This window comes from Rhizobium sp. Leaf311, from assembly GCF_001423445.1.
In the GTDB taxonomy this organism is placed as follows: domain Bacteria; phylum Pseudomonadota; class Alphaproteobacteria; order Rhizobiales; family Rhizobiaceae; genus Agrobacterium.
Genome location: NZ_LMNZ01000020.1, coordinates 301703 through 314206, shown reverse-complemented (window position 1 = coordinate 314206; position 12504 = coordinate 301703). Strand labels below are relative to the sequence as shown.

The 12504-nt window shown below is 57.5% G+C and carries 15 protein-coding genes; 6 read left to right on the top strand and 9 right to left on the bottom strand.

What is annotated here, in order from left to right; genetic code table 11:
- Positions 1–19: 19 nt before the first annotated feature.
- Positions 20–1102: a trifunctional transcriptional activator/DNA repair protein Ada/methylated-DNA--[protein]-cysteine S-methyltransferase gene (locus tag ASF69_RS18330; RefSeq protein WP_062589642.1), complete on the bottom strand. Its 1083-nt coding sequence runs from the start codon at positions 1100–1102 to the stop codon at positions 20–22.
- A 140-nt stretch (positions 1103–1242) separates the two neighbouring features.
- Entirely contained in the window at positions 1243–2166 is a 924-nt protein-coding gene (locus ASF69_RS18325) for an NAD(P)/FAD-dependent oxidoreductase (protein WP_062589641.1), read from the bottom strand.
- Positions 2167–2296: 130 nt separating this feature from the next.
- On the opposite strand from ASF69_RS18325, the gene ASF69_RS18320 reads away from it, so the two are divergent.
- From ASF69_RS18320 to fghA, 5 genes are all read left to right on the top strand, one after another.
- A complete protein-coding gene (locus ASF69_RS18320; RefSeq protein ID WP_062589640.1) occupies positions 2297–2761 on the top strand; it encodes an Rrf2 family transcriptional regulator in 465 nt (154 codons plus the stop codon).
- Positions 2762–2830: 69 nt separating this feature from the next.
- Positions 2831–4045, top strand: coding sequence for a multidrug effflux MFS transporter (locus ASF69_RS18315; RefSeq protein ID WP_062589638.1), 1215 nt, complete (start codon positions 2831–2833; stop codon positions 4043–4045).
- 65 nt (positions 4046–4110) lie between these two features.
- Complete coding sequence (locus tag ASF69_RS18310) at positions 4111–4557, top strand: YaiI/YqxD family protein (protein WP_062589636.1); 447 nt, start codon at positions 4111–4113, stop codon at positions 4555–4557.
- 20 nt (positions 4558–4577) lie between these two features.
- On the top strand, positions 4578–5240 hold the full coding sequence (locus ASF69_RS18305; protein WP_062589634.1) for a DUF1345 domain-containing protein: 663 nt from the start codon (positions 4578–4580) through the stop codon (positions 5238–5240).
- 27 nt (positions 5241–5267) lie between these two features.
- Positions 5268–6101: an S-formylglutathione hydrolase gene (gene fghA, locus ASF69_RS18300; RefSeq protein ID WP_062589632.1), complete on the top strand. Its 834-nt coding sequence runs from the start codon at positions 5268–5270 to the stop codon at positions 6099–6101.
- Between the two features lie 16 nt (positions 6102–6117).
- Here the strand turns inward: fghA and ASF69_RS18295 are convergent, their stop codons facing one another.
- The 6 genes from ASF69_RS18295 to crcB form a co-directional block, all read right to left on the bottom strand.
- Positions 6118–7428 (bottom strand): dienelactone hydrolase, encoded by a 1311-nt coding sequence (locus ASF69_RS18295; RefSeq protein ID WP_062589631.1) that lies wholly within the window; start codon positions 7426–7428, stop codon positions 6118–6120.
- Positions 7429–7482: 54 nt separating this feature from the next.
- A complete protein-coding gene (locus tag ASF69_RS18290; RefSeq protein ID WP_062589629.1) occupies positions 7483–7974 on the bottom strand; it encodes a hypothetical protein in 492 nt (163 codons plus the stop codon).
- 71 nt (positions 7975–8045) lie between these two features.
- Complete coding sequence (locus ASF69_RS18285; RefSeq protein WP_062589627.1) at positions 8046–8843, bottom strand: ATP12 family chaperone protein; 798 nt, start codon at positions 8841–8843, stop codon at positions 8046–8048.
- A gap of 12 nt (positions 8844–8855) precedes the next feature.
- On the bottom strand, positions 8856–9512 hold the full coding sequence (locus ASF69_RS18280) for an HAD family hydrolase (protein ID WP_062589625.1): 657 nt from the start codon (positions 9510–9512) through the stop codon (positions 8856–8858).
- On the bottom strand, positions 9509–10501 hold the full coding sequence (locus tag ASF69_RS18275; protein ID WP_062589623.1) for an RluA family pseudouridine synthase: 993 nt from the start codon (positions 10499–10501) through the stop codon (positions 9509–9511). Before ASF69_RS18275 ends, ASF69_RS18280 begins: the two co-directional genes overlap by 4 nt.
- A 62-nt stretch (positions 10502–10563) precedes the next feature.
- Entirely contained in the window at positions 10564–10941 is a 378-nt protein-coding gene (gene crcB, locus ASF69_RS18270) for a fluoride efflux transporter CrcB (protein WP_062589621.1), read from the bottom strand.
- A gap of 195 nt (positions 10942–11136) precedes the next feature.
- Here crcB and ASF69_RS18265 point away from each other — a divergent pair, with 195 nt between their 5' ends.
- On the top strand, positions 11137–11442 hold the full coding sequence (locus ASF69_RS18265; RefSeq protein WP_062589619.1) for a hypothetical protein: 306 nt from the start codon (positions 11137–11139) through the stop codon (positions 11440–11442).
- A 41-nt stretch (positions 11443–11483) separates the two neighbouring features.
- Here the strand turns inward: ASF69_RS18265 and ASF69_RS18260 are convergent, their stop codons facing one another.
- Positions 11484–12464, bottom strand: coding sequence for a copper chaperone PCu(A)C (locus tag ASF69_RS18260; RefSeq protein ID WP_062589618.1), 981 nt, complete (start codon positions 12462–12464; stop codon positions 11484–11486).
- Positions 12465–12504: the final 40 nt, after the last annotated feature.

Sequence of the window (12504 nt, the reverse complement as noted above, 5' to 3'; positions counted from 1 at the left end):
TGTCGATAGCCACCTGACGCTAATCGATGACCGTTGATGCCGAACAGGTCACCTTCTTGAGATCTCGCTCGATTTCAATCAGTCGCTGCTTGCGCCAAAGCCCGCCACCGTAGCCGGTCAGAGAACCGTCGGCCCCGATAACGCGATGACAAGGGATCATGATGGCTATTTGATTTGCGCCGTTGGCACGGGCCACGGCGCGTGTGGCCGCAGGATGCCCGATCTGGCGGGCAATGTCCGAGTAGCTTCGGGTTTCGCCTGCCGGTATCTGCCGCAGGGCATCCCAAACGTGCTGGGTAAAAGCGCTTGCCGGTGCCGCGAGTGGCGTCAGAAACCTGGCAGAACGGGCAGCGAAATACTCGGCAAGCTCTGCCGCAGCCTGCTCCGAAGGAGGCATGGTGCCAATACCGATGCCCTCTTTAGAATTTCGCTCCAGCTTCTTCAGCTCGGCGGGCAGCCCCTTTCGATCCACGAATTCCAGAAGATGAAGGTGGTTTCGGCTACTGACGGCGATCATGTCGCCAAGCGGCGTTGGTATCCATGTTGCCCGCAGCAGCTTATCGGATTGCAGCTCGGCTGGCGATTTGCCAAGCAGACGAGCAAATGCGGCACGAAACGCGCTGGCAGAGTCAAAGCTGGCCTCATGCTGCGCGGTAATGACCTTTCCACCCAGAGCCAACGTCTCAAAGCCCTCCCGTATGCGGCGTTGGCGAGCCATTTCAAGAAATGTCATCCCGAATTGCCGCTTGAAGCTTCGTCGCACCGTCGAGAGGTCATAACCGAGCTTTGCCACATGGTCTTCGGACCACCGCAGATAAGGACGCTTGTCCAGTTCCTGCAGCAGGGCGGCAATTGTAGGATCTGCAAGCGCGGCGGCCTGAAGCGGATGGCAGCGCTTGCAAGGGCGGAAACCAGCCTCGATGCACTGGCCGATCGTGGGAAAGAACGTGCAGTTCTCCCGCTTCGGCTTTCGTGCAGGGCACGTCAACCGGCAAAAAACGCCGGTTGTCGAGACGCAAACGAAGGCTTGGCCGTCGAAACTTTCGTTTCTGGCAAGCAGGGCGGCGTAAAGTGTATCAGGGTCAGGAAGGTCAAACAGCATGTGGAAATCCTAGAATCGCTTGCAGCAGATTGCCGCCGTTTTTCAGGCGTCTATTTTTTCTTCGTGACCACCCGTTTCCTGTCATTTCAGTGCAAAGGCCTGAGAAAATTGCCTCATCCGCTTTGAAATCACACCCCGCCTCATCGTAACAAGCCTGGTCCGAACATCAATGATCTGTGGGCATTGACGCCCGCCAGGCTCCCATCGCCTACAGCCAGAGCAACCGATGCCATCGGACGGGCGGCGTCGCCGCAGGCGAAGATGCCGGGCGCGCTTGTTGCCTTCATTGCATCGGTCTTGATAGTCGAGCCCAAAGGTCCGTGCTCCATATCGAGGCCGAGCTGTTGTGGGATCGATGTTGCGATTTCGAACGGTGCAAGCGCAAACAGACCGGCAAAGGGTAAAATGCGTCCGTCGGCGAGTTGCACATCGGCGTGGCCCCTAATCGCCTCCACTGGCGTTGTATCAATGGTAACACCACGAGCTGCAAGGGCTGCGACCTGATCCGAAGTCGGGTCGAATGCCCCGTTGACGAGCAAGGTTGTCGGCCCCCAATCCGGAAGCATCAAGGCGTGATGCATGGAAAGCTCCGAGCCCGCGAGAACACCGATCTCGCCCTGGTTCAATTCATAGCCATGGCAATAGGGGCAATGGAACACGCTCTTTCCCCATCGCTCGCTCAAGCCGGAAATGCTGGGAAGAATGTCCCTCACCCCGAGAGCGAGGACCAGGCGACGGGAGATGAATTTATCTGTCCCAACAGTCACTTCGAAAGAAAACGATTCTGCGTCGGAATTTTCGCGGCACTGTGCGGTCTCTGCGCGCCCCGCCAACCAACCCACCGTGCTGTACCGCATGACCTGTTCGCGAGCCTTCGCGGCAATCGCTGCGGGATCCGCGCCATCTTGCGTAATGAACCCATGTGAGTGTGAAGCAAAGCGATTGCGCCTTTTGCCTTCGTCAATGATCAGCACCTTTCGACGGGCACGCCCCAACTGCATCGCCGCAGAGAGCCCCCCGTAGCTGCCGCCTATTATGATGACGTCGCAAATATTCTCGCTCATGACACACTCCTTTTTCTCGCAACATCATAAGTGTCGTGATTTTTGATGTCAACGCTTCACGACACTTCGATTGTAACTTGAAAATTGATTGTGCTAGAGTGCCTCCACCAGGTGCGATGAGGAAAACAACATGCGGCAGGACAGTCGGCTTTCACGGATGCTTCACGTCCTTATTCATATGGGCCGTCATGACGGGGCGATGACCTCCGAGATGATCGCGCATATGCTGGATGCCAATCCCGTGGTGATCAGGCGGACGATGGCGGGTTTGCGGGACAGAGGTTATGTCAGCTCCGTTAAGGGTCACGGCGGAGGCTGGACACTGGCACGCCCCCTTAGCGAGCTCACTCTTCTCGATGTCTACCAAGCCGTTGGCGAGCCATCGATCTTTGCCGTCGGACCCGCCTATGACATGCCCGGATGCCCTATCGAGCAGGCAGTCAACGGGACGTTGAAGGGCGTCTTCAATGAGGCAGAAGAGCTTTTGCGCCGAAGATTTGCAAGCGTCACGCTGTCTGACATTGCCGAGGCATTTCCCGAGCACGGACAGCACGATGGTGACTGCCAGCGGCAGGATAAAAGCACGTTGGGATGAAGAGGCTTTGCCACAACTTTCATTTGATATAGGCACGGTCGTATTTGGATGACGCAAGCGGCCTGCCACATGAAATTTCGAGAAAGCCTTATTCTCTATGCATCTTTGACCTCGCTGACAGCGCTCAGTATCGACGCTCTTTTGCCAGGTCTGCGCGCAATCGGAGAGGAGTTCGGCGCCACGCCGCTTCTTTCGACGCAGCATGTCATTTCGCTTTTCATCTTCGGTATGGCATTTGGTGAACTGTTGCTCGGGCCTTTGTCTGACGCGATCGGAAGAAAGCGCGCCCTCCTGTTTGGGCTTGGGCTCTACGCAATCGGGACGCTCATAGCACTCTCATCCCAATCTCTGGAAATGGTCGTTCTGGGGCGGTTCTTACAGGGTGCCGGTGTCTCCGGTCCGAAGATCGCGACACGCGCCATGATCCGCGATCAATTCGACGGCAGCGCGATGGCGCGCGTCATGTCACTCATGTTTACGCTCTTTATTCTGGTGCCTATGATTGCCCCTGCTCTTGCCATGGGGCTGATTTCCGTCGCTGGCTGGCGCAGCATCTTCGTCGCTTATCTGTTGATTGCGCTTACCCTCGGTCTTTGGCTGGCCATCCGCCATCCGGAAACTCTTCCCGCGCACCGGCGCATTCCTGTCCGCCCTCGCCTTCTCCTGACCAACGGCTTTAGAATAGTTGCAAATGCCCGCGTGATGTTGCTGACCGTGGCGACCGGCCTCGTCTTCGGCGCTCAGTTGCTCTATCTCAGCACGGCTGCGGATATTTTCCACGATGCCTATGGCGTCACAGAGAGCCTGCCCCTGTATTTTGCTGGCCTTGCCATCTCCATGGCACTGGCCTTCTTTCTCAATTCAAGACTGGTCCAACGCTTCGGCATGGAGGCCATGGCGCGCGCGGCCTTCATCGGCTTTGCTGGTTCAGCCGTGTCGATGATGTCGGCCTGCCTTTTGCTCGATAACGAACTGCCCTTCCCGGCCTTTCTTGCAACGCTCTTCGTCACCTTCTTTGCGACCGGACTGCTGTTTGGCAATCTCAACGCGCTGGCCATGCAGTCTCTGGGCGAAATTGCAGGCTTTGGCGCGTCCATCATCGCATCAGGATCAAGCCTCGTTTCGACAGTCTTTGCTCTCGTATTCGGCCGTTTCTATGATGGAAATTCACTCTATCTTGCGGCGGGCTTCGTCGTCGCCAGCATTTGCTCGCTCGTTCTTGCGGAGATCGGCCTGCGAAGCGACCCCTCGCCTGTACGTGCCGCACAGCCTGCGCATAATTAGCGCTTGGGAATTTCCGGCTGCCCTTCTAAAAGACATTCAACGCCTGATCTTCAGAAGAAATACTGATGCCGCAAATCTATGTCGATGCCGATGCATGTCCGGTTAAGCCGGAAATATTGAAAGTTGCCGAACGCCACGGGCTGGAGGTGACATTCGTCGCCAATTCCGGGCTTCGACCGTCCCGCGACCCCATGGTCAAGAACGTTATCGTTTCCAGCTCTTTTGACGCTGCCGATGACTGGATTGCCGAGCGTGCCGGACCGGAAGACATCGTCATTACGGCGGATGTACCGCTGGCGGGTCGTTGCGTTGCCAACGGCGCTCAAGTCACCGGGCCAACGGGTCGCGGCTTCGACAAGAGCAATATCGGTATGGCAACGGCAATGCGCGATCTGGGTGCCCATTTGCGCGAAACCGGGGAAAGCAAGGGCTATAACGCCGCTTTTTCACCGAAGGACCGCTCGCAATTTCTTGAAACGCTTGACCGCATGTGCCGCCGCATCAAGAAGTAGCGCATACGGAGACCACGTCGATGACAAAGCCGCAGTCCAAAGCCAGAAATTACGCCAGGCACAGACCTTTTCTGATTGCGGCCGCGCTGAGCCTTGCCACGCTGGCGGCTCTCCTCGTTCTCAGCCCCTCAATCGCCATCGAGGGTGCAGCCATTGTCTTCTTTGTGACCTATCTCGCGATTTTCTCTTCGCACGTGCCTCGCCTAACAGCCGCGCATTTGAAAGCACATGCGGACAGTGACGATCTGCCAGCAGTTGCCATCATCGCAATTACATTTTTTGCGGTCGCCGTCTCCGTCGTGTCGCTGTTCGTTGCCCTCAACCACACGGCGGGAGAAACCGTGTGGTCCCTGACGCTTGCGTTTCTCTCCGTCTTTCTGGGCTGGCTTACCATTCACACCATGACGGCCGTCCACTACGCCCACCTGTTCTGGCGCCCTTCGGCAAGTGCCGGAAAAACCGAACCTCGCGGCGGTATGGACTTTCCCGAGACAGACAATCCCGGCATCCACGAGTTCCTTTATTTCTCCGTTGTCATCGGCATGACGGCCCAGACATCGGATGTCGCCGTTACCAGAACATCGATGCGCAAGGTCGTTCTCCTGCATTCCATCGTTTCTTTCTTCTTCAACACCGTGCTTGTGGCTGCGGCAGTCAACGCTGCCGTTTCGCTGGCGGGCTGAATTCATTCTCCACATAAGGAATACGCCATGAAAATCATCTCTCAAAACTCTGCGTTCGGCGGCATGCAAGGCGTGTTTTCCCATGAATCCGAGACCACGAATTGCGAGATGACGTTTGCGGTTTATGTTCCGCCAAAGGCCATTCAGGAGCCCTGCCCGGTGCTCTGGTATCTTTCGGGCCTGACATGCACCCACGCCAACGTCATGGACAAGGGCGAGTACCGCCGCATGGCGTCAGAGCTTGGCCTTGTTGTCGTCTGCCCGGATACGAGCCCGCGTGGCAATGACGTGCCGGATGAACTGACCAACTGGCAGATGGGCAAGGGCGCGGGCTTCTACCTCAACGCAACCGAAACACCCTGGTCTAGACATTACCAGATGTACGACTACATCACCGAGGAACTGCCAACTCTGATTGGAGAACAGTTCCGCGTCGATATGAGCCGGCAGGGTATTTTCGGCCATTCCATGGGCGGCCACGGCGCTATGACGATTGCGCTGAAAAACCCTGATCGCTTCAAAAGCTGCTCAGCCTTCGCCCCCATCGTCGCGCCCTCCTCCGCCGACTGGTCGGAGCCCGCTTTCGAGAAATATCTGGGAGCTGACAAGACAGCGTGGCGGCAATATGATGCTTGCGCGCTGGTGGAGGATGGCGCGCGCTTCCCGGAATTCCTCATCGATCAGGGCAAGGCCGACAACTTCCTGGAAAATGGGCTTCGCCCCTGGTTGTTTGAGGAAGCGGTCAAGGAAACGGACATCTCGCTGACCTTGCGGATGCACGAACGCTATGACCACTCCTACTATTTCATTTCCACATTCATGGACGACCACCTGAAATGGCACGCGGAGCGTCTGGGCTGAGACACGCTTTCAGACGTCAATCGGGCTTGCGGTGTTCCAGCCGCAGGCCCTTGGCTGTGCGGTTGGCAAAGCCGGTCCAATAGCTGTGCTCCGGCTTGAAGCTGCCATCCTTGTTTGCCGCCCATACACCCTTGTCGGAATTCTCAACCAGTTCAAGAAACGGAGCCTTGCTCTGGTCATTCTTGAGCTTGAGATCGAACCACGCGGTTGCGAAATGCTGCGCGATATTGTTCATCCGCACTGTGTCCCACACCGGGTCGGCGTAATGTTCAAAGGGGGCAAAACCGAGCTTCTCGCTCATCTGCCAGCTTTCGACAGGTGCGGGCATGGGCGCTGCCGCGTTGTGGTTGGCATCGGCAAATGTCAGCAGATAGCGGTCGACGGGCATCTTACCTTCGAAGATGCGTCTTATGCCCCTGGAGTAGTCAGAAACATCATCGGCGCTGCCTGCCATGAAGAACATCGGCACCTTTACTTCCGAGAGGCCCTGTTCGTCCCACATGTCGCGCTGCATTCCCCAGGGCGCGATTGAGATGATGGCCTTGAAACGGCGATCGAACAGATCCGCATGGTCCTTGCTTCCCGCCGCGTGAATGGCAAGCGCACGCTGCTTTGCACTCCAGTCCGCCGCGATTGCCTTTTCGGAAACGCCAGCGCCAGCGGTGACGACGGCGCCGTAACCACCCATGGAATATCCGATCAGTCCCGTATGCGACACATCGACGAGACCGGAAAGGAAGCTGGCCTTGTCATCGCCCAGCCGCGCCATTTCCTGCAACACGAAGCGCTGGTCGAGCGGCCGATTGACCAATGTGCTGCCGAATGCGCCCGGGTCGTTGTATGTGCTATCGGTATGATCGATGGACGCGACGACATAGCCTTTGCTGGCAAGGTTCTCCGCAAGCGGCGTCAACAAATAACGATTGCCGGGATAACCATGTGAAACGATGATGAGCGGAAATGTCTTGCCGTCCTGTTTCAGGGGTTCGGCATCTCGTTGCGCCCGCCCCTTGATGGAAACCTCGGTTTTTCCATCCCGCAAGAAGACGTGATAGTCATCTCCCTGCCCGGCCTTGGTGGCCGGATACCAGACTTCCAAAGCGAGCTTGCGTTCATATCGCGGAAATGGTTTGCCGGGCTCAATGTTGACAACATCGACCTGATCCGCATTCACGGCGGTAATCGTGCGTACGCCAACCGGATAATTGCCATAGGCCGCCAGAGCGGGTGCATCTGGCCTGATGCGATCGACACGGTTTTCGGTAGCCTGCACACTAAAAGGCATGACAAGCAGAACTGCCAAACCAACGACGCCGGTGTATTTCATCATATGCTCCCAAGGTCACGAACGCGCTCCCTAACTCAAGTATATGACGGTCTATTAAAATCGCCCCGGAAACAAGGCCGTTGCAAGCGGGGCCGGACGGTTGAGGCGAAACTCCGTGATGACGCGCTCTGCGATGCCGGTGGCCAGCTCGTGATCGATGAGGGATTTATCGATACCCAGAATGGATGCGGTAAAGGCTGCCTGCGCAATGACTTCACCCGTCTGCACCGCAGCCGCGCGAACAACGACGCGGGCGGATGCGCGCTCCCCAAGAATGAAGGATCCCCTGGATACATTCATGACGCGAATGGTCAGTACGACGCGCGGACGCCCCCGGTCCCGGGTTGTGGAGCGAATGGCGTTCGAAATCTGGTATTGGATGGATTGCATCAGCTCGCCGGAAACGTCTGGCCGCGCGGCAACGAAAGCACCACGCACGTCAAACAGCAGCTTGTCGCTGTCGCTCACTTCAGGCTCCAGCCTGAAAGACATGAGCGCAAAAGACGCCAGCAAAACAATGCCGAGGCGCTTGAGCGAGTGATGCATGGATAGACGCTCCCCTAACGTCAGGTTCAGCGTCCACCATCCACGATTACGGTTAGAAAAGCGTTAAGAGGCTACACGCCTGCGTCTCTGGAAGCCTTGAGAACATCAACCGCAGCGCGCATTTCAACCAGCCGCTTTGCGCGCCTGATCTGCGCTTCTTCGTCCTCGCCCCATTGTTCGGCAGTCCAGTCCTCGTCCAGATGCGCCAGCGCCCATCCTTCTTCAAGGCTGCGTTCGCCTTCTGCAAGCGCAAGCGCCAGAATGGCTGATCCCGTCAGCGTCGTCATCGTGTGGAGAGCCGCAAGCTGGATCGGCGTGTCGTATTTGCGCAGGGTCACCGCAAAGGCCGCAATTGCCTCGCGGGGCTGTTCCTGATGCATCACGCCTTCGACCAGTATGAAGCGCGCTCCAAGCTTATGCGACGCCCAATCGATGACAGGGTCCCAATGCTCCGCCTGACGCGCGACGAGCGCCTCGGGCTCGCCAGCGCGATAGCAGAGAAGATCGCTGGACGAGAAGCGCAGTATGTCCTCGAACACCGCCTGCGTATCGGCGGCAATGCCGTCGATAGCTGTGTTGACGTGGCGCGAGACCGGCATCAGGTTCGGATCTATGACGTCGACCTGTGCGTCCCACTCATCGCGCAGCAACTGGGCAAGTGCCCGCGTCGGCACGACCATGGCACTCTTTGCGGGCGTACGCATGGCTTTACCGTCGAGAAGAACATTGAATGCACCCTCTTCCGTCTCGCCTACCGTGACCTCCTTGTAAAAACGCTTTGGCAAAGGTTTCTGCATCTGGATTTGGGAACGGCGGATGGGATCCGGGTGGCTCAGGCCTTCCGTCAGATCATTCAACAGGTCGCGCATGATACGTCCTTCTCAGCCCGGAATATGTCCGGGAATTTCGCTTGGATGATGGACAATGGCATCGGCTCCGGCTTTCCAGAGATCATCCACCGAGGCATAGCCCCAGGCCACGCCAATTGCCGTGGCACCGGCTGCCTTTGCCATCTGCATATCGTAAATCGCATCGCCGATAACAATGGTGTCGGCGGGCAACATTCCAGTTTCGTCACAGCATTCCGTCACCATGCCCGGATGCGGCTTGGAAGGGCAATCATCTGCAGTCCGAGATACGATGAAATGCTTGCGAAAGCCGTGCGTATCCATGATGAGGTTGAGGCCACGCCGGGACTTGCCCGTAACCGCGCCCATCAATATTTCCTGGCGCTCGGCGAGTTTTAAAATCATCGCACTGATGCCATCGAACAGAGGCTCTTCGAAACCTGGCTCTGCCCTGGTCTCGGCGAAGATAGCCTTGTAATGCGCGGTCATGGCGGTCGCCTGGTCATCGACATGAGGCTTGCCCTGCATACGCGCAATGGCGATATCAAGCGTCAGGCCTATGATCGATTTCGTCAGCGCCACGTCAGGGCGGTCGAAACCGAAATGCACGAAGGTCCGCGCCATGACCTCATGAATGAGACCCACGCTGTCGACCAGCGTGCCATCGCAATCGAAGAGAACCAGCTTCATTCGTCGTCCCTGTCGCCATCGGCCACGTCAAGACCCAGCAGGTTCCAGCTTTGCACCATGTGCGGCGGCAAGGGTGCGGTTACGCGCAGACGCCCACCGGAGGGATGCGGAATGTCGATACGACGGGCGTGCAGGTGCAGCCGCTTCTGAATGCCGCCCGGAAAGTCCCAGTTCGGATCTTCGACATAATATTTGGGGTCGCCGATAATGGGGTGGCCCATGTGCAACGCATGAACGCGCAGCTGGTGGGTTCGGCCCGTATAGGGCTCCATCTCCAGCCACGCGAGGTTCTGCGCGGCAGTATCGATCACGCGGTAGTACGAAACAGCGTGGTCCGCGCCCTCTTCGCCATGTTTGGCAATGCGCATCCGGTCGCCATCCGGCGTCTGTTCCTTGACCAGCCAGGATGAGATCTTGTCGCTGTGCTTGCGCGGCACGCCCTTGACCAGCGACCAGTAGGTCTTCTTTGTATCGCGTTCACGGAAGGCTGCTGTCAGCTTCTGTGCGGCACCTCTGGTGCGGGCGACGACAAGCACGCCGGACGTATCACGGTCGATACGGTGAACCAGACGCGGCTTCTCACCCTTGGAACTGGTCCATGCCTCAAGGAGCCCATCGATATGACGGTTGACGCCGGAACCACCCTGAACCGCAATGCCCGCAGGCTTGTTGAAGACAAAGACTTTCTCGTCTTCGTGCAGCAACATACGCTTCAAGAGCTCGACATCGTCGGAATTCTTGAGGTCGCTGGAGCTGATGGGGCCGCCCTTTACCTTGGCGTCAACATCGAGCGGCGGAACGCGCACCGTCTGTCCCGCTTCCACGCGCGCATCGGTTTTCACCCGGCCACCATCGACGCGAACCTGACCGGAACGCAACAGCTTCTGAAGCGGACCAAAGCCAAGACCTGGATAGTGGATCTTGAACCAGCGATCGAGGCGCATTCCGGCTTCTTCGGCTTCGACCTTGATGTGCTCGATACCTGCCATGGCAATTCCAGTCTTTCTTTTCTCGTGCCCGCATCGTCAGCGTGCGGTATTTTCCGTTGCCTTTAGAACAAAGCGCGGCCTAAGGCCAGCCCGGCGAAGATTGCCGCAAAAGAAACGAACAGACTTGCCGCAAGATAAACCGCCGCCAGCCCCAAATCTCCGCGCTCAAACAGAACGACAGCATCCAGCGTGAATGAAGACCATGTGGTGAAACCACCGAGGATACCGGTGACGATAAAGACCCTCATTTCCGCGGAAGCGTCGAAACGGCGCGCGATCATCTCCACCATCAACCCTATCAGAAAAGCGCCTGCGACATTGACGGTCAAGGTACCCCAGGGAAAATTGGGGCCGCCAAGGCGCAAACCCCAGATACCCACGAGATAGCGGGCGACGGAACCGATTGCGCCGCCCAGGGCAACAAGCGCGATGTTGAGCATGAAGAATCTCCAGAAGCGGTATGTTTGTTGTTTCTACGACAAACGGTGAAAAAGAGAAATTCCCGCAGCCCACTCACGCGGAAAAGCGGCCCCACCAATTCATTAAATTTCTCATAAAATGCACCCGCAGGATTTAATCGGGGCAAAAGCCGGGGGTGATACGCTTGATCAATTGAAGACCAGGAGGGTGATCGCATGGTGCAAGTCTTGACAGTTTCGGCGACCACCGCCGGCTATGTCGCCGACTCCATCAAGGCGATCCAGCGTCCTTCCAGAAAGACAGAAGTCGAGCAGGCCGCCCGCGAACTGGCCGTCAAAACCGGCAACGTGGATGATTCCGACGTCGGGCAGCCGCCGATCGTCGTCCAGCAAAACGCGCTTTCGCTTCATTTCCTCACCGCGGGCCAACAGCAGAACCCGCAAGCGACCCTTGAAGAGGTTATCGAGGCCTATGAGGACAACAAGGAACGCCAGGAAATCCCGCAACAAGATCCGGATTGAAAAGTGACCGGGGCTGAATGTCAGCCCCGGTCGCTCTTTCATCAATTGTGGTGATGATGCTCCTGCTCACCCTTGGCAGACCCGACATCCATCATCACATCGACCTTACCAGCCTTCTCGAACGTCAACGTGACCGGCACCTTGTCTCCTTCGGCGAACGGTTTGCTGACATTGAAGAACATGAAGTGCAGGCCGCCCGGCGTCAGTTCGACCGTCTTGCCTGCGGGAATGACGATGCCTGCATCCAGTTTGCGCATCTTCATGACATCGTTGACCATGGCCATTTCGTGAATTTCAGCGCGGCCAGCGAGTGGCGAGGCCACGGCCACCAGCCGGTCGTCAGACGTTCCATCATTCCTGATCGTGACAAAGCCGCCGCCAACAGGCTGTCCCGGCAGCATTGCCTTGGATGCAGCACCTGAAACTTCCAGTGCGCCGACCTTCACGACGTCAGCCGTATGATCAGCAGCACCATGATCGTGCCCGGCAGCACCCACCTTTTTAGCGACAACCTTGATGGTCGGTGCGGGGTTGTCCAGAGAGTGCGGATCCTGACCTGCCTCGGCAATCTGATCCCACTTGACGCTACCCTTGGCGCCGCATAGCTGCGTTACCTTGAATGGCAAAGCGGTTCCGGCATCCACCCCGGCAACCTTCCCCTGGATATTAAAGGTGTCGTAAAAGGCGTCGGGCAAATCGCCATCCTTCCAGCGTATTTCCACCGGACCGCTTTTCACGTCTTTTCCGTGGTTGCTGTAGGTTTTCTTGTAGTCGGCGGAAATGATTTCCAGCTCCCAGCCCGGCTTCGGCTGTGGCTTGGCCGCAATGAACCCCTCAGGCAGCTCGACGCGCACCTCGGTGGTTGCCAGCCCGCCTTCGCAGCCATGCGGCACCTGAAGTGCTGCAACAATGGTGCTGTCCTGCTCGGCTGTGGGATTGACGAAGCTGGTATGTGCAAGTGCGGGAATGGAGAAGGTTACTGCGGCAAGCGCGCCAAGGGCGGTGACTTTGCGAATGGTCATGTCTTGATCCTTTAGATGGCGGCTCTCAAAGGCAGCGCCA

Coding starts and splice junctions, on each gene's coding strand:
- ASF69_RS18315 (WP_062589638.1), top strand. CDS start 2,831: ATGAAATTTCGAGAAAGCCTTATTCTCTATGCATCTTTGACCTCGCTG.
- ASF69_RS18320 (WP_062589640.1), top strand. CDS start 2,297: ATGCGGCAGGACAGTCGGCTTTCACGGATGCTTCACGTCCTTATTCAT.
- ASF69_RS18290 (WP_062589629.1), bottom strand. CDS start 7,974: ATGCATCACTCGCTCAAGCGCCTCGGCATTGTTTTGCTGGCGTCTTTT.
- crcB (WP_062589621.1), bottom strand. CDS start 10,941: ATGCTCAACATCGCGCTTGTTGCCCTGGGCGGCGCAATCGGTTCCGTC.
- ASF69_RS18310 (WP_062589636.1), top strand. CDS start 4,111: ATGCCGCAAATCTATGTCGATGCCGATGCATGTCCGGTTAAGCCGGAA.
- ASF69_RS18305 (WP_062589634.1), top strand. CDS start 4,578: ATGACAAAGCCGCAGTCCAAAGCCAGAAATTACGCCAGGCACAGACCT.
- ASF69_RS18295 (WP_062589631.1), bottom strand. CDS start 7,428: ATGAAATACACCGGCGTCGTTGGTTTGGCAGTTCTGCTTGTCATGCCT.
- ASF69_RS18330 (WP_062589642.1), bottom strand. CDS start 1,102: ATGCTGTTTGACCTTCCTGACCCTGATACACTTTACGCCGCCCTGCTT.
- fghA (WP_062589632.1), top strand. CDS start 5,268: ATGAAAATCATCTCTCAAAACTCTGCGTTCGGCGGCATGCAAGGCGTG.
- ASF69_RS18280 (WP_062589625.1), bottom strand. CDS start 9,512: ATGAAGCTGGTTCTCTTCGATTGCGATGGCACGCTGGTCGACAGCGTG.
- ASF69_RS18265 (WP_062589619.1), top strand. CDS start 11,137: ATGGTGCAAGTCTTGACAGTTTCGGCGACCACCGCCGGCTATGTCGCC.
- ASF69_RS18285 (WP_062589627.1), bottom strand. CDS start 8,843: ATGCGCGACCTGTTGAATGATCTGACGGAAGGCCTGAGCCACCCGGAT.
- ASF69_RS18260 (WP_062589618.1), bottom strand. CDS start 12,464: ATGACCATTCGCAAAGTCACCGCCCTTGGCGCGCTTGCCGCAGTAACC.
- ASF69_RS18275 (WP_062589623.1), bottom strand. CDS start 10,501: ATGGCAGGTATCGAGCACATCAAGGTCGAAGCCGAAGAAGCCGGAATG.
- ASF69_RS18325 (WP_062589641.1), bottom strand. CDS start 2,166: ATGAGCGAGAATATTTGCGACGTCATCATAATAGGCGGCAGCTACGGG.